17 protein-coding genes and 1 riboswitch are annotated in these 17,041 nt (G+C 71.8%); of the genes, 7 read left to right on the top strand and 10 right to left on the bottom strand.

Going from position 1 to position 17,041, the window contains the following annotated elements; translation table 11 throughout:
• Positions 1 to 6 precede the first annotated feature (6 nt).
• The 3 genes from AB0J71_RS39120 to AB0J71_RS39110 all read left to right on the top strand — a co-directional run bounded on the left by AB0J71_RS39120 (position 7) and on the right by AB0J71_RS39110 (position 3,055).
• Positions 7 to 1,152, top strand: a complete 1,146-nt coding sequence (locus tag AB0J71_RS39120; RefSeq protein WP_352326796.1) for an AMP-binding protein — start codon at positions 7 to 9, stop codon at positions 1,150 to 1,152.
• Positions 1,153 to 1,196: 44 nt separating this feature from the next.
• The gene (locus AB0J71_RS39115; protein WP_364390399.1) at positions 1,197 to 1,547 is read left to right on the top strand and encodes a hypothetical protein; all 351 of its coding nucleotides are present in this window, start codon (positions 1,197 to 1,199) and stop codon (positions 1,545 to 1,547) included.
• A 170-nt stretch (positions 1,548 to 1,717) separates the two neighbouring features.
• Positions 1,718 to 3,055, top strand: a complete 1,338-nt coding sequence (locus tag AB0J71_RS39110) for an RNA polymerase sigma factor (protein ID WP_352331384.1) — start codon at positions 1,718 to 1,720, stop codon at positions 3,053 to 3,055.
• A 189-nt stretch (positions 3,056 to 3,244) separates the two neighbouring features.
• Here AB0J71_RS39110 and AB0J71_RS39105 read toward each other — a convergent pair whose 3' ends face one another.
• The gene (locus AB0J71_RS39105; RefSeq protein ID WP_352331214.1) at positions 3,245 to 3,643 is read right to left on the bottom strand and encodes a hypothetical protein; all 399 of its coding nucleotides are present in this window, start codon (positions 3,641 to 3,643) and stop codon (positions 3,245 to 3,247) included.
• Positions 3,644 to 3,773: 130 nt separating this feature from the next.
• On the opposite strand from AB0J71_RS39105, the gene AB0J71_RS39100 reads away from it, so the two are divergent.
• Positions 3,774 to 4,313 (top strand): TetR/AcrR family transcriptional regulator C-terminal domain-containing protein, encoded by a 540-nt coding sequence (locus AB0J71_RS39100; protein ID WP_352331216.1) that lies wholly within the window; start codon positions 3,774 to 3,776, stop codon positions 4,311 to 4,313.
• Between the two features lie 198 nt (positions 4,314 to 4,511).
• Positions 4,512 to 4,709 (top strand): DUF5999 family protein, encoded by a 198-nt coding sequence (locus AB0J71_RS39095; RefSeq protein ID WP_125637444.1) that lies wholly within the window; start codon positions 4,512 to 4,514, stop codon positions 4,707 to 4,709.
• Here AB0J71_RS39095 and AB0J71_RS39090 read toward each other — a convergent pair.
• Positions 4,666 to 5,301 carry an alpha/beta family hydrolase gene (locus AB0J71_RS39090; RefSeq protein ID WP_364390401.1) on the bottom strand — a complete coding sequence of 212 codons (636 nt, stop codon included), beginning with the start codon at positions 5,299 to 5,301 and terminating at the stop codon, positions 4,666 to 4,668. The genes AB0J71_RS39095 and AB0J71_RS39090 overlap by 44 nt on opposite strands.
• An 82-nt stretch (positions 5,302 to 5,383) precedes the next feature.
• Here AB0J71_RS39090 and AB0J71_RS39085 point away from each other — a divergent pair, with 82 nt between their 5' ends.
• Positions 5,384 to 5,746, top strand: a complete 363-nt coding sequence (locus AB0J71_RS39085; RefSeq protein WP_364419142.1) for a hypothetical protein — start codon at positions 5,384 to 5,386, stop codon at positions 5,744 to 5,746.
• A gap of 18 nt (positions 5,747 to 5,764) precedes the next feature.
• On the opposite strand, the gene AB0J71_RS39080 is transcribed toward AB0J71_RS39085, so the two are convergent.
• The 8 genes from AB0J71_RS39080 to AB0J71_RS39045 all read right to left on the bottom strand — a co-directional run bounded on the left by AB0J71_RS39080 (position 5,765) and on the right by AB0J71_RS39045 (position 15,715).
• Entirely contained in the window at positions 5,765 to 6,565 is an 801-nt protein-coding gene (locus AB0J71_RS39080) for a hypothetical protein (protein ID WP_352325609.1), read from the bottom strand.
• A 127-nt stretch (positions 6,566 to 6,692) separates the two neighbouring features.
• Positions 6,693 to 9,518 carry an aminomethyl-transferring glycine dehydrogenase gene (gene gcvP, locus AB0J71_RS39075; RefSeq protein ID WP_364390404.1) on the bottom strand — a complete coding sequence of 942 codons (2,826 nt, stop codon included), beginning with the start codon at positions 9,516 to 9,518 and terminating at the stop codon, positions 6,693 to 6,695.
• 166 nt (positions 9,519 to 9,684) lie between these two features.
• A riboswitch (glycine riboswitch) is annotated at positions 9,685 to 9,781 on the bottom strand.
• A gap of 48 nt (positions 9,782 to 9,829) precedes the next feature.
• Positions 9,830 to 10,450 (bottom strand): MerR family transcriptional regulator, encoded by a 621-nt coding sequence (locus AB0J71_RS39070; protein ID WP_352325612.1) that lies wholly within the window; start codon positions 10,448 to 10,450, stop codon positions 9,830 to 9,832.
• Between the two features lie 147 nt (positions 10,451 to 10,597).
• Positions 10,598 to 11,068: a bifunctional nuclease family protein gene (locus AB0J71_RS39065; protein WP_090771501.1), complete on the bottom strand. Its 471-nt coding sequence runs from the start codon at positions 11,066 to 11,068 to the stop codon at positions 10,598 to 10,600.
• Between the two features lie 132 nt (positions 11,069 to 11,200).
• Complete coding sequence (locus AB0J71_RS39060; RefSeq protein ID WP_352325613.1) at positions 11,201 to 11,827, bottom strand: MerR family transcriptional regulator; 627 nt, start codon at positions 11,825 to 11,827, stop codon at positions 11,201 to 11,203.
• A gap of 23 nt (positions 11,828 to 11,850) precedes the next feature.
• Positions 11,851 to 12,363 (bottom strand): FHA domain-containing protein, encoded by a 513-nt coding sequence (locus AB0J71_RS39055; RefSeq protein ID WP_352325615.1) that lies wholly within the window; start codon positions 12,361 to 12,363, stop codon positions 11,851 to 11,853.
• A gap of 261 nt (positions 12,364 to 12,624) precedes the next feature.
• Positions 12,625 to 15,129, bottom strand: a complete 2,505-nt coding sequence (locus tag AB0J71_RS39050; RefSeq protein ID WP_364419140.1) for a mannose-1-phosphate guanyltransferase — start codon at positions 15,127 to 15,129, stop codon at positions 12,625 to 12,627.
• Positions 15,130 to 15,133: 4 nt separating this feature from the next.
• Positions 15,134 to 15,715: a CDP-alcohol phosphatidyltransferase family protein gene (locus tag AB0J71_RS39045; protein ID WP_352325617.1), complete on the bottom strand. Its 582-nt coding sequence runs from the start codon at positions 15,713 to 15,715 to the stop codon at positions 15,134 to 15,136.
• 181 nt (positions 15,716 to 15,896) lie between these two features.
• Here AB0J71_RS39045 and AB0J71_RS39040 point away from each other — a divergent pair.
• A partial coding sequence (locus tag AB0J71_RS39040) for a hypothetical protein (protein WP_364419138.1) occupies positions 15,897 to 17,041 on the top strand: 1,145 nt, incomplete at its 3' end.

Below are 17,041 nucleotides of genomic sequence, written 5' to 3'. Positions count from 1 at the left end.
ACGAGCATGTGGAGGAACCCGTCGCATCCGGACCGTCCGCTGCATGCCATTGTGCAGCCTCCCGGCCCCGGCCTTCTCACCGCGATCCGCGACGCCCTCTCCGGCGACGGCCCGGCCGTCCTGCCGCTCCAGCCCGGCCACGAGCACCAGGTCCTCCAGGCTCTGCGGCCCACGCACGCCGGCGGCGAGCCGCGGCCCGGCGGCGAGGGCGTCCCGGGCGACGTGGCGGTGGTCATCGCCACCAGCGGCAGCACCGGCGCGCCCAAGGGCGTGCAGCTGTCGGCCTCCGCCCTGCGCGCCTCGGCGTCGGCGTCGCTGAGCAGGATCGGGGCCGCCGAGGGCGACCGGTGGTTGTGCTGCCTGCCCGTCTCCCACGTCTCCGGCCTGCAGGTGCTGGTCCGCGCCCTGCTGTCGGGCAGCGAGCCGATCATCCACCCCTCCTTCGACGTGCGGGCCGTGCTGTCCTCGGGCGCCCACCACGTCTCCCTGGTGCCGACGCAGCTCCACCGGCTGGTCGAGACGGGCGCCGACCTGTCGGTGTTCCGCACGATCCTGCTCGGCGGCGCGGCGCCCAGGGCGGGGCTGGTCGAGCGGGCCGTGGAGCTCGGCGCCCGGGTGGTCACCACGTACGGGATGAGCGAGACGTGCGGCGGCTGCGTCTACGACGGCCGCCCCCTTTACGATGTAGATCTCAAAATCGGCGAGGACGGCCTGATCAGGATCGCCGGGCCCGTGCTCTTCTCCGGCTACCGCTTCGCCGGGCGCACCGGCTTCGACGGCGACTGGTTCGTCACCTCCGACCTCGGCGAGCTCAGCGGCGGCCGGCTGCGCGTGCTCGGCCGGGCCGACGACGTCGTCAACACCGGCGGCGAGAAGGTCGTGGCCGCCGTGGTGAGCGCGGTGCTCGGCACGCATCCCGAGGTCGCCGACGTCGCCGTGGCCGGCCTGCCCGACCCGGAGTGGGGCGAGGCGGTCACGGCGTTCGTGGTGCCGGCCGACCCCGCCGCGCCGCCCACGCTGGCCGAGCTGCGCGCCTACTGCCGCGACCGGCTGCCCGCCCACGCCGCGCCCCGCGACCTGCGTCTCCTCCCCCGTCTGCCGCTGCTGCCCAACGGCAAGACCGATCTCGTACGGCTGCGTACAGGAACCTGACGCGGCGCGGCTGCGTCATAACGGGGAGAAGGAAGGGAGCCTTCATGAACCAGACCCGCAAGATGTGGGCGTCCGCGGCGGTCGTCGGCGTGATCGTCGTCGGTGGCGCGTCGGTCGCGGCGGCCGCCTCGGCGGGCAAGCTCGACGCCGTCGCCAGGGAGACCCGGGCCGTGGTCGATCAGCAGGTCGACCAGGCAGCCGACCCGGCGGCCGAGCAGACGTCGCCGACCGGCCGCCCGGCGCCCTCGCCCGGCGACCCCGAGGGCGTCGTGGTCTCCACGGAGGTCAATCCCGATCCGCGCGAGGTCATCGACTACTGGACCGACAAGCGCATGGAAGAGGCCGAGCCGATGCCCATGCCGGAGGGGACCGGAAGCTTCGAGGTGGCGGAGTAGTTCCCGCCTGCCGGGGGTGGCGCGCCCTGTGGGCGTTCCGCCCCTTTTTCAGCCCTCCGGGAACAAATAGCGGTGGATGGCGTTATTGATACTGGTGCGCCGAGCGGAGTGACCACCGCCCCACCACAACCTGCCTGATCGCTTCGACTCCGTACGGAGGAGGTGTCCTCATGCCCAGAACCGCCGTGGCGACCCCACCCGCGACTCTCGACCAGCTCATTGAACGAGGGCGAGCCCAGGGTCACCTTTCTCTGGCGGAGCTGCGCGACGCGTTCGCCGAGGCCGGCATCAGCCCCTCTGAAGGCCGCACGATCCTGCGTGAGCTCTCGGAGGCCGGTGTGAGCCTGGCTGCCGAGAACGAGCCGTCGCTGGCCAAGACCGCCGCCAGAAAGACCACCCAGAAGACCGCGAGCAAGAGCGCCCCCAAGCCGAGGAAGGCTTCCGGGGCAAAGGCTACCGGCCGCACGGCCGCCGAGGCAAAAAACCCGGTGGACGGCAAGCCGGAGCACGAGGAGGACGTGGCCCCCGACGACCTCGAGCTGACGGCCGAGGACGCCGAGATCGAGAACGAGGCCATGGACCTGGACGACAACCAGTCCGTGATGGGCGACTCGGTCCACACGTACCTGAAGTCGATCGGCCGCCGTACCCTGCTCACCGCCGCCCAGGAGGTCGAGCTGGCCCGCCGGATCGAGGCCGGCCTGTATGCCGAGTACAAGCTGGAGACCGACCCCGACGTGCCGCCGTCCGTGCGCGACGACCTGCACCTGGTCATCGAGGACGGCCGGCAGGCCAAGGACCACATGCTGGAGGCCAACCTGCGCCTGGTGGTCTCGGTGGCCAAGAAGTACACCGACCGCGGCATGTCGCTGCTGGACGTCGTCCAGGAGGGCAACCTGGGACTGATCAGGGCCGTGGAGAAGTTCGACTACACCAAGGGCTTCAAGTTCTCCACCTACGCCATGTGGTGGATCCGGCAGGCCATCCAGCGCGGCTTCGCCGACTCGGCCCGGACGATCCGGCTGCCCGTGCACGTGCTGGAGATGCTCTCCAAGCTGTCGCGGATCGAGCGGGACATGCACCAGAGGCTGGGCCGCGAGCCCACGCCCGAGGAGCTGGCCGTCGAGCTCGACAAGACGCCGGACCAGATCGAGGAGCTGCTGCGCACCAGCCGCCAGCCGATCTCGCTGAACGCGACCATCGGCGAGGACGGCGAGACCACGATCGGCGACCTCATCGAGGACGTCGACTCGCCGGAGGCGTCGGAGATCGTCGACCGCCAGCTGCTGGGCGACCAGCTGCGCGGCGTGCTCGACAACCTCTCGCCGCGCGAGGCGAAGATCATGGCCCTGCGGTTCGGCCTGGTGGACGGCAAGCCGCACACGCTGGACGAGATCGGCAAGCACCTCGGCCTCACCCGCGAGCGCATCCGCCAGCTGGAGAAGGAGTCGCTGTCGAAGCTGCGCCACCCGAGCAACACCCGCCCGCTGCTCGACTGGGCCAGCTGACCCGCACCGCCCCGGCCGCCGCCGTCAGCCCCTGACGGCGACGGCCCAGCAACGCGGACCCCGGCCGTCAGGACCTGACGGTGACGGGCCCGGAACGCGGGCCCCGGCCGTCAGGACCTGACGGTGACGGGCCCGGAACGCACGAAGAGCCCCGGCGCGCGCGGCGCCGGGGCTTTCGGGTGCCTTCGGTCAGACGGTGGCGGGCACCGGCCGGGGCACGCGCGGGATGCCCCACATGCGGTTCTCCTCGCGCAGCGTGCGCAGCCGGTCGACCTCGGCCGTCCACATGGCCCCGCGGGGGGTGGCCCTGGCCTTGCGGCGCGCGATGCGGTCGTCGTACGAGCGCACGCCGAACGTGGCCCGCTGCCCGGCCTCGGCGGCCCGCAGCGCCTCGGTCAGCGCGACGTCGAACGCCCGGCCCGCGGCCAGCAGCTCGATCTCGTCGGCCGCGGCCGCACGCAGGTCGCGCACGATCTGCTCGGCCTGCCTGGCCTTGTCAAGCAGCTGCGGGAAGCCCTTGGAGATCTCCTGGTCCGCGTGGTAGCGAACCTCGGCCTCCCGGCTCACCCGCGGACGGAAAAACGCCATCGACCCTGCCCTTCACGCAGTCTTTGCTGTTCAACCCACAAGGGTACGCCGTCCGACACCGCCGCCGAACACCGGGCGACGGACGGGGCCGCCCAGTAAGATGATCACCATGCCCGCAAAGAGACCTCCCGTGCCACTCTCCCGCGAGCGCATCATCGAGGCCGCACTCCACATCGCCGACAGCCAGGGGTTGCGCCGGCTCACCATGCGCCGGCTGGGCGACGCCCTGGAGGTGGAGGCCATGGCCATCTACCACCACCTGCCCCGCGGCAAGGAGGCGCTGATGGACGCGCTGGCCGAGCACGTCACGACCGTGCACGTGGAGCAGGCGGCCACCTGGCAGGAGACGGCCAGGGCGTGGTGCCGGGCGGGCCGGGAGCTGCTGCGCGAACATCCGGGCGTGCTCGCCCTGGCGCTGACCAAGCCGCCCAAGGGCGCCACCGCGGTGGCCATCAGGGAGCAGACCGAGCAACTGGCCGACGGCGGCCTGAGCGACGCCCCGGAGGCCGTGCGCGCGCTGCGGGCGTTCGTGTTCGGCAGCGTGGCGGTCGAAGTCCAGCAATCCGGATGGGCTGACCCAGAAGTCGATGAATGGGTCAGGAGGGACGAAAGAGCGGATGTCGACTTCGAAAGAGGGCTCGACGCTTTGCTCAAGGGGTTGCAAACGTAGTGCGCGTGTCGCGCTTGGCCCGTTATCCTGCATAAGGCACGCTGTGTCGAAGGTCACACGACCGGGGGATCCTCCTGTAACAGTCCGAACGGGCTATGTCGGACCGTGTGACACACGTCGCACACTTGCCAGAACAACAAACCCGAGCGGCTCCCGTCCCTCTCCCGGGAGCACCCACGAGATATCGGAGGCACGCCGATGTGCCCGCACGACCCGGCCTGTCCGTCTGCCGAGGCGCCGGACCGCGAGGCAGCACGCACCCTCGCATGCCACCCCGAGCAGGGGTGGAGCCTTCTCTGCAACGGCGTCGTCCTGTTCGAGGACACCGGGGAGCTGCTGCCCAGCGGCACCGTCATCGCGCCGCACCGGCCCGACCCCCTGGTGGGCGCCGCCTGACGGCGGCGTAGCCGCCGATCCACCGGGCCACGACCTCGCCCACCCGGGCGGGGTCCCGCTTCAGGTCGTGGCCCTCGCCCGGCAGCACCACCAGCCGGGCGCAGTCCGCGGGATCCGGCACTCCGAACGGATCCCGGTCCCCGTTGACCACCAGCACGTCGACCCCGGCCCCGCGCAGCTCCTCGGCCCTGGAACGCTCCGGCTTGCCGGGCGGGTGCAGCGGGAAGGCCAGCGCCACCACCGCCGCCGCGCCCACCGCCGAGGCCGTACGGCAGGCCACCCGGGCGCCGTTGCTCCGGCCGCCCTGCACCAGCGGCAGCCCCGGCCACCCGGCGCGCAACTCGCCCAGCACCGCTTCCCATGCCTCGTCCTGCCGGGCGGCCGAGCCCGGCGCCCGCGCCCCCGCGACCCGGAACGCCTGCGACACCCTGGCCACGGTCGCGCCCACCCCGAGCGCGGCGTCGCGGACGGCCAGCAGGTCGGGCGCGTCCACTCCCCCGGCCGAGCCGTGGGTCAGCACCAGCAGCAGCCGGGCCTCGGCTGCCTCGTCGACCTGCACCAGCGCCGGCCCCCGCGGAGTCATGATCTCCATGGCAGCACCGTACCTGGGGAGGATCCGCCGTTGGCTCCCAGGTCTGATGACGGCGCGCCGGACAACCGGGATGATGGCTTTCATGTCAGAGATGCGCCCGATCCGGGACGACCTGCAGGCCACCCTCGACGCCCGCCGCGACCTCGGCCCCGACTACGAGGCCGCGCTCGTCGAGTCCTTCGTCGAACGGCTCGACGCCACCATCGCCGCCCGCGTCCAGGCCGAGCTGAGCGGCCAGGGCCTCGCGCCGGTCAAGGCCAAGGCGAAGCAGCGGCAGAACAATGGCGCCGCCATCATCCCCGTCGCGCTGGGCTCGATGGGTCTCGGCATCCCGCTGACCGCCATCGCGGCGGGCAACGCGGGGCTGGTCGGCCTGACGATCACGTGGCTGGCGATCGTCGCCATCAACGTGGCCGCCGCCGTGGCCATCATGCGCCGCGGCTGAGCCTTCCCCTCACGGCACTCAGGTGTCGCGGTGGAAACGCAGCCGGACCTCGGCGGCCATGGTCCGGTCCTCGTGTTCGAGGCCGTAGGTCCACACCTGGCCGGCGTCCTCGGTGCGCCCGCGCAGCGGCAGCGTGCGCGCCAGCAGCTCGATGGCCAGCGCGCCCGTCTGGGGGTCGGCCCCGCTCTCGACGGCCTCGGCGAACTCGGCGCAGGCCAGTTCCAGGTGCGCGATGCCGAGCAGCACCCGCAGCCCCGGCAGCTCCCGCGCCGGGGCGAACTCCAGCGCGTCCAGCAGCAGCCCGGCGGCCTCCCCCGGGTCGCCGTACTCCAGCAGCGTCTCGGCGAGCTGGCGGGCCGCGTGCGCGGCGGCCTCGGCGTCGCCTGAGTCGAGGCTCGCGTCGAGGGCGGAGCGCAGCTCCTTGCCGGCCTCCTGGGGGCTGCCGGCCAGCCGGGCCAGCGCGAGGTGCGCCAGCGGGACGTAGGCCGGCGTGCCGACGCCGAGCACCGCCTGCCAGGCGGCCCTGGCCTGGTCGTCGCGGCCCTCGCGCTCGAACCCCTGGGCCAGGTGGCAGGCGGCCTGCGCGGCGTACTCGGGATGGCCGGTGGCCAGCGCGGTGCGGGCCGCGGCGCGGGCGGCCTCGGTGTCGCCGCGCTCGTCGAGCACCACGGCCAGCCCCACGGCCGCCTGGGCCCGGTCGGGGCTGTCGGGGTCGGCGACCAGCTCGGTCAGGATCGCCGCCGCACCCTCCAGGTCGCCCCCCTCGGCCAGGCGGCGGGCGGTGTCGAGGGGCGGGGTCTGCAGCTCTGAGAACGTCAAGAGAGCTCCTTCCGGCGACGGATCGCACCGAGCCTAACGGCTCGTCGCGATCATGTCTGCTCACTTGACGGTGCAGGACTGGGCCGGGTCCGGCGCGGGCCCCCGGGCGGGGACCCGCGCGGGCGGATCAGTCCTCGTACGCCTCCAGCGGCGGGCAGGAGCACACCAGGTTGCGGTCGCCGTACGCCTGGTCGATGCGGCGCACCGGCACCCAGTACTTGCCCTCGCGCAGCGAGGCCAGCGGGTAGGCCGCCTCGGTCCGCGAGTACGGGTGGGCCCACTCGTCGGCGGTGACCGACTCGGCCGTGTGCGGCGCGTTGCGCAGCGGGTTGTCGGTCGTGTCGTAGTCGCCGGAGGCCACCTTGGCGATCTCACCGCGAATGGCGATCATGGCGTCCACGAACCGGTCGAGCTCGTCGAGGTCCTCGCTCTCGGTCGGCTCGATCATCAGCGTCCCGGCCACCGGGAAGGACATGGTCGGCGCGTGGAAGCCGTAGTCGATCAGGCGCTTGGCCACGTCGTCGACGGTGACGCCGGTCTCCTTGGTGATCTGGCGCAGGTCCACGATGCACTCGTGGGCCACCAGGCCGCCACGGCCGGTGTAGAGCACCGGGTAGTGCGGGGCCAGCCGCCGGGCCAGGTAGTTGGCCGACAGGATGGCCTGCTCGGTGGCCGCCGTGAGGCCCTCGGAGCCCATCATCCGCACGTACGCCCACGAGATCGGCAGGATGCCCGCCGAGCCGTACGGGGCCGCCGAGACCGGGCCGACCGGGCTGCCGTCGCGCAGCGGGTGGCCGGGCAGGTAGGCCGCCAGGTGGCCGCGGACCGCGACCGGGCCGACGCCGGGGCCGCCGCCGCCGTGCGGGATGCAGAACGTCTTGTGCAGGTTGAGGTGGGACACGTCGGCGCCGAACTCACCCGGCTTGGCCAGGCCCACCAGGGCGTTGAGGTTGGCGCCGTCGACGTAGACCTGGCCGCCGGCCTCGTGCACCTTGGCGCACACCTCGGTGATCGACTCCTCGTACACGCCGTGCGTGGACGGGTACGTCACCATGATCGCGGCGAGCTTGTCGCGGTGCTTGGCGATCTTGGCGTCGAGGTCGGCCAGGTCGATGTTCCCGTCGCTGTCGCAGGCCACGACCACGACCCGCATGCCGGCCATGACGGCGCTGGCCGCGTTCGTGCCGTGGGCCGAGGACGGGATCAGGCACACGTCCCGCCCGGTGTCGCCGTTGGCCTGGTGGTAGGCGCGGATGGCCAGCAGGCCGGCGAACTCGCCCTGGGAGCCGGCGTTCGGCTGGATGGAGACGGCGTCGTAGCCGGTCACCTCGGCCAGCCAGCCCTCCAGGGTGCCGATGAGCTCCCGGTAGCCCTCGGTCTGGGCCTCCGGCGCGTACGGGTGCACGCCGGCGAACTCCGGCCAGGTGATCGGCTCCATCTCGGTGGTCGCGTTCAGCTTCATCGTGCACGAGCCGAGCGGGATCATCGAACGGTCGAGCGCGATGTCCTTGTCCTGGAGCCTGCGCAGGTAGCGCAGCATCGCGGTCTCGGAGCGGTGGCTGTGGAAGACCGGGTGGGTCAGGTAGTCCGACTCGCGCAGCAGCCCGTCCGGCAGCGCGTCGGCCTCCAGCGCCACCTCCTCGCGCTCGACGCCGAAGGCGGCCCACACCTTGACCAGCTCGGCCGCGCCGGTCTTCTCGTCGCAGGCGATCGAGACGTGGTCGTCGTCGGCCTGCCACAGGTTGACGCCCCGCTCGGCGGCGGCGGCCACCACCTCGGCGGCCCTGCCGGGCACGCGGACGAGCACGGTGTCGAAGAACTCGCCGTGCACGACCTCCAGGCCGGCCTCGCGCAGCCCGCCGGCCAGCGCGACGGCGTGCCGGTGCACGCGGTGCGCGATCCGGCGCAGGCCCTCGGGGCCGTGGTAGACGGCGTACATGCCGGCGATCACGGCCAGCAGGACCTGGGCGGTGCAGATGTTGCTGGTGGCCTTCTCGCGGCGGATGTGCTGCTCGCGGGTCTGCAGGGCCAGCCGGTAGGCGGGGTCGCCGTCGACGTCGACCGACACGCCGACCAGGCGGCCGGGCATCTGCCGCTGCAGGCCCTCGCGTACGGACATGTAGGCCGCGTGCGGCCCGCCGAACCCGAAGGAGACGCCGAAGCGCTGGGAGGAGCCGACGGCGATGTCGGCGCCCAGCTCGCCGGGGGCGGCCACGAGCGTGAGGGCCAGCAGGTCGGCGGCGGCCACGACGAGCGCGCCCGCCTCGTGCGCCCTGGCGGCCACGTCGCGGAAGTCGCGCAGGCGGCCCGAGGCGCCCGGGTACTGGACGAGCACGCCGAAGCACTCGGGCAGCTCGCCGTCGAGGTCGTGCTCGACCAGCGTGATGCCGAGCGGCTCGGCGCGGGTGGCCAGCACGGCTTTGGTCTGGGGCAGCGTGTCGGCGTCGACGACGAACACGTCGCTCTTGGACTTGCCGGCGCGGCGGGCCAGCGTCATGGCCTCGGCCGCGGCGGTGGCCTCGTCCAGCAGGGAGGCGCCAGCGACGTCGAGGCCGGTCAGGTCGGAGACGACCGTCTGGAAGTTCAGCAGCGCCTCCAGGCGCCCCTGCGAGATCTCCGGCTGGTACGGCGTGTAGGCGGTGTACCAGCCCGGATTCTCCAGCAGGTTGCGCCGGATGACGGCGGGCGTGACGGTGTCGTAGTAGCCCAGGCCGATCATGGAGGTCAGCACCCGGTTGCGGGAGGCCAGTTCGCGCAGCTCGGCGATGGCCTCGGTCTCGCTCGCGGCGGCCGGCAGCTTGAGCCGGTCCTTGACCCTGATGGCCTCGGGCACGGCCACGGCCACCAGATCGCCGACGGACTCGAAGCCCACGGCCTCGAGCATGCGCTGCTGCTCGGACTCCGATGGGCCGATGTGCCTGGACGAGAACGGCGGAGCGGACAGGTCGGTCATGGAGGTTGCCTCCCGAGGCTTGGAGACCGGCGCCAGGGCGCGGGCGAGTGCCGGATCTCCCCCTCTGTCATCGCGACGTCATCGCGACCTGAGAGCTTCACCCCACCGTGGGGCTTGCACCGTCGGTGAGGTGCGCCTGGCGGGCGCACCTGCTTTCCAGAGTTGCCTCACCCGAGCGGTACGGGATGCCTGAGAGATTCCGGGGAGGGTTGCTCCTTCGGCGCCCCAGGACCGAAGCCCAGGGACTCTCCCGCACGGGGTCATCAGCCTTACTCTGTCCTAGATTACTACGGTGTGTTCAGCGGTTCAGCTCACCCCGTGCGGCGTGCGCGACGCCGCTTGGCGAGCTCGTCAGCGGGATGGTCGGCCGGGACGGTGTCCTCGACCGCCGCCCGTTCCCCCGGCAGCTCCGCGAGGGAGCCCTCGACCTCTCGCCAGACCCGGCCGAGCGCGATGCCGAACACGCCCTGGCCGCCCTGGAGCAGATCGATCACCTCGTCGGCCGAGGTGCACTCGTAGACGCTGACGCCGTCGCTCATGAGCGTGATCTGCGCGAGGTCGGCGACCCCGCGGTCACGCAGATGCTGCACGGCGGTGCGGATCTGCTGCAACGACACCCCGGTGTCGAGCAGCCGCTTGACGACCTTGAGCACCAGGATGTCGCGGAAGCTGTAGAGCCGCTGCGAGCCCGAGCCGTGCGCGGCTCTTATCGTGGGCTCGACCAGGCCCGTGCGCGCCCAGTAGTCGAGCTGCCTGTAGGTGATGCCGGCCGCCGAGCAGGCTGTGGGCCCGCGGTATCCGATGTCGTCGGGCACGGTCGCAGGCTGCTCGTCGAAGAGCAGGCCCTGCTCTCCGGCACGCTGCCGCGCGCTCTCGCGCCGCACCGGATCTTCCTGGCCGGCCGTCTTTCCCTCGCCGCTGCTGACCGCCACGCGGACCTCCGGCTTTCTCTCATCCCATGGCCTGATCTGGGGGTTCGTAAAGGGCGACCACGGGTTTCACTTGCACCGTAGGACCGTGACCATGCTCAGTCAACGATCCGGCTCGGCGCGTCGTGAAGCGTAAATGCACTGAAATACCTACCCCGCCCTGCCGAAGTCCTCGGGAGTGATCGTGTCAAGGAACTCCCTGAACTTCTCCACCTCGTCCTCCTGGTCGTCAGGGATGATCACACCGGCCTCCTGGACGACCTCTTCGCTGGCGAAGATGCGCGCACCGGTGCGCAGCGCCAGGGCGATCGAGTCGGAGGGCCGGGCGCTGACCTCCACGCCGTTGGAGAACACCAGGTCGGCGAAGAAGATGCCGTCACGCAGGGCCACGATGTTGACCGCGCGCAGCCCGACGCCGAGCGCGCTCAGCACGTCCCTGAACAGGTCGTGCGTGAGCGGCCGGGGCGGCGGCTCCTCGGCCTGCGCCAGGGCGATCGCGGTCGCCTCGGTCATGCCGATCCAGATCGGAAGGAACCGTTCCCCGTGTGCCTCCTTGAGCAAGACGATCGGCTGATTTGTGGGCATCTCAACTCGAACGCCCACGACCTCCATCTGCAACACGGGCTGCTCCGTATTCGACCGGCCGGTCGCCCGGCACAGCTGTTGACTGGGTCGTTTCTGCTACACGCTTGTGTATTTCAACGTAACACCCGGCAGGCGTGGAATGTGCCCCGGCCTTCCAGCTCCGTGCCCTCAACGGCCCAGGACAGACCTGACGCCGAGGCGCACCAGGGAGGCGTGCAGGTCGAGCAGGAGGGTGGACAACTCCCTGGCAGCCTCGTCGGCCTCGCCGATGGCGCCGGGCGCGCGCCGCTTGAGTATGGGCGCGACGGTCTGCTCGACCAGCCCGCACTCCCGCTCGGCGGCGGCCTTGACCGCGCGCAGGTGGCGGGCGTGCAGGCCGAAACGGGCCAGGGCGCCGACGGTGCGCGCGATCTTCAGCGCCTCCTCGTCGTAGCGCCTGGCCACGGGGGCGAGCAGGCCGTAGTCCTCCAGCTCGGCGAGGGTCTCCTCGTCGATGCCGGCCGCCTCCAGCAGCTGGGCCCGGTCGTAGCGGATCTCCTGGGCCTGCTGCACCGCGCGCGGACGGCCGAAGCTCTCGGCCATCCTGTCCTTGATCACCCGAAGCGGCAGGTAGTGGTCGCGCTGCTCGGTCAGGATGAACCGCAACTGCTCGACGTGGAGATGGGTGAACTTGCGGTAGCCCGAGGGGCTGCGCTCGGGCTCGATCAGCCCCTCACCCTCCAAGAAGCGGATCTTGGACACGGTGACGTCGGGGAACTCGCCCTGCAGCAGGGCGAGCACCTCCCCGATGCTCATGTGCGAGCGTGCCGCCTGTGAGCTCATGCGCCGGCGTTGACCCTCATCAGGAAGACGAGGCGGAACTTGCCGATCTGCACCTCGTCTCCGGAGTGCAGGGGGACCTCCTCGATGCGCTCCCGGTTGACGTAGGTGCCGTTGAGGCTGCCCACGTCGCGTACGGAGAACTGGCCGCCGCGGTGGCGGTAGAACTCGACGTGGCGGCGCGAGACGGTGATGTCGTCGAGGAAGATGTCGCTCTCCGGGTGGCGCCCGGTCGTGGTGAGGTCCTTGTCCAGCCGGAACCGGCTGCCCTGGTTGGGCCCTCTGGTCACCGTGAGCAACGCCGTGCCGGGCGGGAGCTGTTCGACCAGCGCCCGTTCGGCCAGGAGCATGTCGCCTGTCTCAGCCTCGTACGCCTCGATTCCCGCGACCGAGATCGTCGACGTGGTGTCCCCGGAGACCTCGGGTCTGGTCAGCGGTGACCCACAGCGGGAACAGAAACGGGCATCCTCGGGGTTGGCGTGCCCGCACTGCGTGCAGTAGACGCTCGGCATCGATCGGCTCGGCCTCCTACCGCGAAGACGCGGCGACGGTGCTGGGGACGCGCCTGCCTTCGCTCTTCAAGTTTGCGAATGCCGCAACTTACGCTGATCAGCGGCAAAGGTCAAGGCGGGGCGCTGGACTGCGGTTCGGACGCTGACAAAGTTACCGCCGCCCCCACCCCGTGGTCCATGCCGCCGCGCGTTTCTACATTACGATCTTGCGGCACTCCGCGCGCACATCTCGGGCGAAGGCTTTTCCGCTACTCTACGTGATCAGACGGCCGCCTGCTCGACCACGCGGGCCCACCGTTCGAGCAACGCCTGCGCGCCGTCCATGTCGGGGGCCTCGGCCCACAGGTCGGTGACCGGCTCGGCGGCGGCGGGCAGGATCAGCACCCACGACCCGTCGTCGCGGGCGACGCGCACGCCGTCGGTGGTGTCCACGCGCCAGCCGTCGGGCTCGGCCTCGGCGGCCTCGATGACCGAGCGCATCACCGCGCCCTTGGCCGCCCACTGGGTCGGGACGCTCCGCCGCAGCAGCTTGACCTCGGGGATCCTGGCGTCGATCTGGCTGAGCGACAGCCGGGTGCGGGCCACCAGCCCCAGCAGGCGCATGAACGCGGCCAGGCCGTCGATGGCCGGGCTGAACTCCGGCACGACGAACCCGCCGCGCCCGTCGGCCGCGAAGATCATGTCGGGGCCCTGGGCGGCGGAGGTCAGGGCGTCGAGCGCGGTCGAGGTCCACTGCACCTGCACGCCGTGGAAGCGGCAGACCTGCTCGGCGACCCGGGTGGTGGTGACCGGCAGGGCCACCCGGCCGCCCCGGCGCTCGGCCGCCACCAGGTCCAGCACGACCAGCAGGGCGCGTTCCTCGCTGATGAGCTGGCCGGTCTCGTCCACCAGCGCGATGCGTTCGCCGACCGGGTCGAAGCGCACGCCGAACGCCGCCCGCGAGGAGCTGACCAGCTCCGACAGGCGTTGCAGGTCGCGGCGGCGCTCGGCCAGCGTCTCGGTGGGCGAGACGTCGTCCAGCCGGGCGTTGACGGTGAGCACCTCGACGCCGGCGCGGCTGAGCAGCGTGGGCATCACCAGGGAGGAGGTGCCGCCGGCGCAGTCGACCACGACCTTCATGTCCTTGACGCCGGTGACGCCGATGGCCCGCATCAGCTCGTGCGTGTAGCCCTCGACGGCCCTGGCCGGGTAGTGCAGCTCGGCGATCTCGCCGGGGAAGGCCCGCCGGTACTCCTGGCGGGAGAAGACGCGCTCCAGCTTGCGCTGGGCGGCCGGGGGCAGGTCGGCGCCGCGGTCGTCCATGATGACGATGTCGACGCTCTGCGGGTCGCCGGGCGTGGTGCGCAGGGCGATGCCGCCGGCGGCCGACTCGCGCGCGGTGTGGAAGCGGGCCACCGGCAGCGGCGCGGCTTCCAGGTCCAGGACGTTGATCGCGGCGGCGGTCAGGGCGCCGATGACGGCCCGCTTGAGCGCCCTGGCGGCCAGCGAGCAGTCGCGGGAGGTGACGACGTAGGCGCCCTTGCGCAGGGTGGTGGCGTACGCGCCGGCCAGCCGGACGCACAGCTCAGCGGTGATCTCGACGTTGACCAGGCCGCTGACCCCGCGCGGGCCGAACAGGTTGCGCTGGCCGCGCGACTCCCAGATGACGCTGGTGTTGACGACCGCGCCGGCCTCGATGGTCTTGAACGGGTAGACCTTGACGCCGCTGGAGACGTACGCCTCGGCCTCGATGACGCACTCGTCGCCGATGACGGCGTTCTCCTCGACGCGGGCGCCGCCCATCACGTCGGTGCTCTTGCCGATGACGCAGCCGCGCAGGTGGGCGCCGGGACCGAGGTAGACGTTGTCGTGGACGACCGCGCGGTGCAGGAAGGCGCCCTCGCGCACGACCGCGTTGTTGCCGAGCACGGTGTACTCGCGCAGCTCGGCGCCCGCCTCCACCTTGGCGTAGTCGCCGATCAGCAGCGGTCCCTTCAGGACGGCGTCGGGGTCGACCGTGGCCGAGTCGGCCACCCAGACGCCCGGGGAGAGCTCGAAGCCGCCGATGTCGAGGCGGACCCGGCCGGACAGCGCGTCGGCCTGGGCCTTGAGGTAGCTGGCGTGGGTGCCGACGTCCTCCCAGTAGCCGTCGGCGACGTAGCCGTAGATGGGGGCGCCGCGTTCCAGGAGGGCGGGGAAGACGTCCGAGGACCAGTCGACCGGTTCGCCGTCGGCGACGGCGTCGAGGATCTCGGGCTCCATGACGTAGATGCCGGTGTTGACGGTGTCGGAGAAGACCTGGCCCCAGGTGGGCTTCTCCAGGAAGCGCTGCACGCGTCCGCTCTCGTCGACGATGATGATCCCGAATTCGAGTGGGTTGGGTACGCGTTTCAGACCGATGGTGACAAGAGCCAAATTTTCGCGATGAAAACGGATCATGTCGGATAAGTCGATATCGGTGAGGGCGTCGCCGGAGATGACCAGGAAGCGGTCGTCGCGCAGGCGGGCGGCGGCGTTCTTGACGCTGCCCGCGGTGCCGAGCGGCAGGTCCTCCGTGGCGTACTGGAGGTTCATGCCCAGCTCGTCGCCGTCGCCGAAGTAGTTGCGCACGAGGGCGGCCAGGAACTGCAGGGTGACGACCGTCTCGGTGATGCCGTGCCGTTTGAGCAGGCGCAGGACGTGTTCCATGATCGGGCGGTTGGCCACCGGGAGCAGAGGTTTGGGCTGGTTGGCGGTCATCGGACGCAGCCGAGTCCCCTCCCCGCCCGCCATGACGACCGCCTTCACCCGATCACTCCTTCGTGGTCGCGGTTACGAGTTGGCGCACCTGCACCACATACAGGATCCCTGCCCACCAATACAGGCCCGTGCCCCAGAGCGCGAAGGCCCACCCGGCAATTCGCGCTATATCGGCATACCACCCGGTGTGGGAGGCGAGGAAGAGCAGCGGGAAGGCGTACATGAGGTTGAACATGGCGGCCTTGCCCAGGAAATGCACCTGAAGTGCCTTATATCCGTGTTTGCGAAGTACGGGGAACGAACAGGCGACGAAGAGCTCCCGCGCCACGATGACGGCCACCAGCCACCACGGGATGACCTCGCGCAGCAGCAACGCCAGGATCGTGGCGAAGACGTACAGCTTGTCGGCGGCCGGGTCGATCACCCGGCCGAGCTTGCTGGTCTGGTTGAACGCGCGAGCGATCTTGCCGTCGAGCCAGTCGGTGAACCCGGCCACGATGAGGATGGCGATGGCCCACCCGTCCGCCCGGGGCCCCAGAACCAACCAGAGGAACACGGGCACGCCGAGCAGGCGCAGGAAGCTCAGCAGGTTGGGAACCGTCCAGATCCGGTCCTCGGCGGAAGTTTCGCTCACGCAGAGACCCTACTGCGTGGAACTCCGGCACAGACGCCCCACCAGGGACCATTCCCCGCCCGCACTCCCCCGCCCGGACGCGGGGGCCGACGGGGGTTGGTGGCGTTTCGCGGCATGTGGGGGCGGGAAAAGGCTGGATGATCGATCCCCCCGCGTCGCCGGCCTGCCTTGGGGGGATCGGATGTGGCCCTGGGAGTCCGGCGTGCTGCGGGACGCGCCGGAGATCGCCTTGTTCCTCTGCCTGGCCCTCGGGTTCGCCCTGGGCAGGCTCAGGTTCCGCGGCGTGGCCCTCGGCGGCGCGGCCGGGACGCTGGCCGCCGCCCTCGCCGTCGGGCTGCTGACCGGCGGCGTCGAGGTCCACCAGCAGGTGCGCGTGATCGCCTTCTCGATCTTCGCCTTCACCCTCGGCTACACCCTCGGGCCCGCCTTCTTCGCGGCGTTCTCCGGGCGCAACCTGCGGTACCTGTGGTTCACGGTCGTCGAGGTCGTCGGGGCGCTGGCGGTGGCGGCGCTGGCGGCGGACGCGCTCGGGCTCGACCCGGGCGTCACGGCCGGGCTGGTCGCCGGGGCGGCGGCCGGGCCGGTGGCGTTGGGCACGGCGGCCGACGCCCTGCAGGGCGCCGGGGTCGCGCAGCAGGCGCTCGGGCCCGCGTACGTCCTGTCCTACCTCCTCGCCCTGGTCACCATCGCGCTGCTGACCGTCAGGGCCGCGCCCGCGGCGCTCCGGTTCGACCCCCGGGAGGAGGCCGCGGCGCTGTGGCGGCGGCTGGACGGCGCGGAGGAGACGCCGCCGCCGGCGGTGCTGGGCCGGGCCCACCAGGTCACCACCGGCGAGGGCCGGACGGTCGGGCAGGCGGAGATCGCGATGGGCACCCGGGTCTCGGTGGAGCGGCTGCGCAGGAACGGCCGCCCGATCCCGTTCGGCCCCGACACGCTGCTGCGGCGGGATGACGAGGTGGTGGTCGTCGGGGTGCGGCAGGACGTCGTCAACGCCGGCGCGGTGGTCGGGCCCGAGGTGCCGGGCGGGCGGGAGCTCGACCTGGACCTGGAGGTGGCCGACGTCATGCTCGGGGGCAGGCCGCCGGCGACCGTGCGCGAGCTGCGCGCCGGGCTGTCCGGCCAGGGGGTGCAGGACCTGCACGTGTGCGAGGTGACGCGGGTGGGGTGCCGGTTGCCGGTCCGGCCCGGCACGCAGCTGTGCGCCGGTGACGTGGTGCGGGTGACCGGGCTGAAGCGGGACGTGGACCGGGCGGCGTCCTGGCTCGGGGCGCGGGGGGACGCCGGGCGGCGGGCCGACGTCGTCTACCTGGCCGCCGGGCTCGTGGC

The organism is Nonomuraea sp. NPDC049637 (assembly GCF_040675235.1).
In the GTDB taxonomy this organism is placed as follows: Bacteria; Actinomycetota; Actinomycetes; order Streptosporangiales; family Streptosporangiaceae; genus Nonomuraea.
The sequence above is the reverse complement of the archived record's forward strand: the minus strand, read 5'-3'. Positions and strand labels throughout refer to the sequence as shown.

Coding starts and splice junctions, on each gene's coding strand:
- AB0J71_RS39115 (WP_364390399.1), top strand. CDS start 1,197: ATGAACCAGACCCGCAAGATGTGGGCGTCCGCGGCGGTCGTCGGCGTG.
- AB0J71_RS39085 (WP_364419142.1), top strand. CDS start 5,384: ATGTCAGAGATGCGCCCGATCCGGGACGACCTGCAGGCCACCCTCGAC.
- AB0J71_RS39120 (WP_352326796.1), top strand. CDS start 7: ATGTGGAGGAACCCGTCGCATCCGGACCGTCCGCTGCATGCCATTGTG.
- AB0J71_RS39110 (WP_352331384.1), top strand. CDS start 1,718: ATGCCCAGAACCGCCGTGGCGACCCCACCCGCGACTCTCGACCAGCTC.
- AB0J71_RS39105 (WP_352331214.1), bottom strand. CDS start 3,643: ATGGCGTTTTTCCGTCCGCGGGTGAGCCGGGAGGCCGAGGTTCGCTAC.
- AB0J71_RS39060 (WP_352325613.1), bottom strand. CDS start 11,827: ATGAGCATCGGGGAGGTGCTCGCCCTGCTGCAGGGCGAGTTCCCCGAC.
- AB0J71_RS39090 (WP_364390401.1), bottom strand. CDS start 5,301: ATGGAGATCATGACTCCGCGGGGGCCGGCGCTGGTGCAGGTCGACGAG.
- AB0J71_RS39095 (WP_125637444.1), top strand. CDS start 4,512: ATGTGCCCGCACGACCCGGCCTGTCCGTCTGCCGAGGCGCCGGACCGC.
- AB0J71_RS39055 (WP_352325615.1), bottom strand. CDS start 12,363: ATGCCGAGCGTCTACTGCACGCAGTGCGGGCACGCCAACCCCGAGGAT.
- gcvP (WP_364390404.1), bottom strand. CDS start 9,518: ATGACCGACCTGTCCGCTCCGCCGTTCTCGTCCAGGCACATCGGCCCA.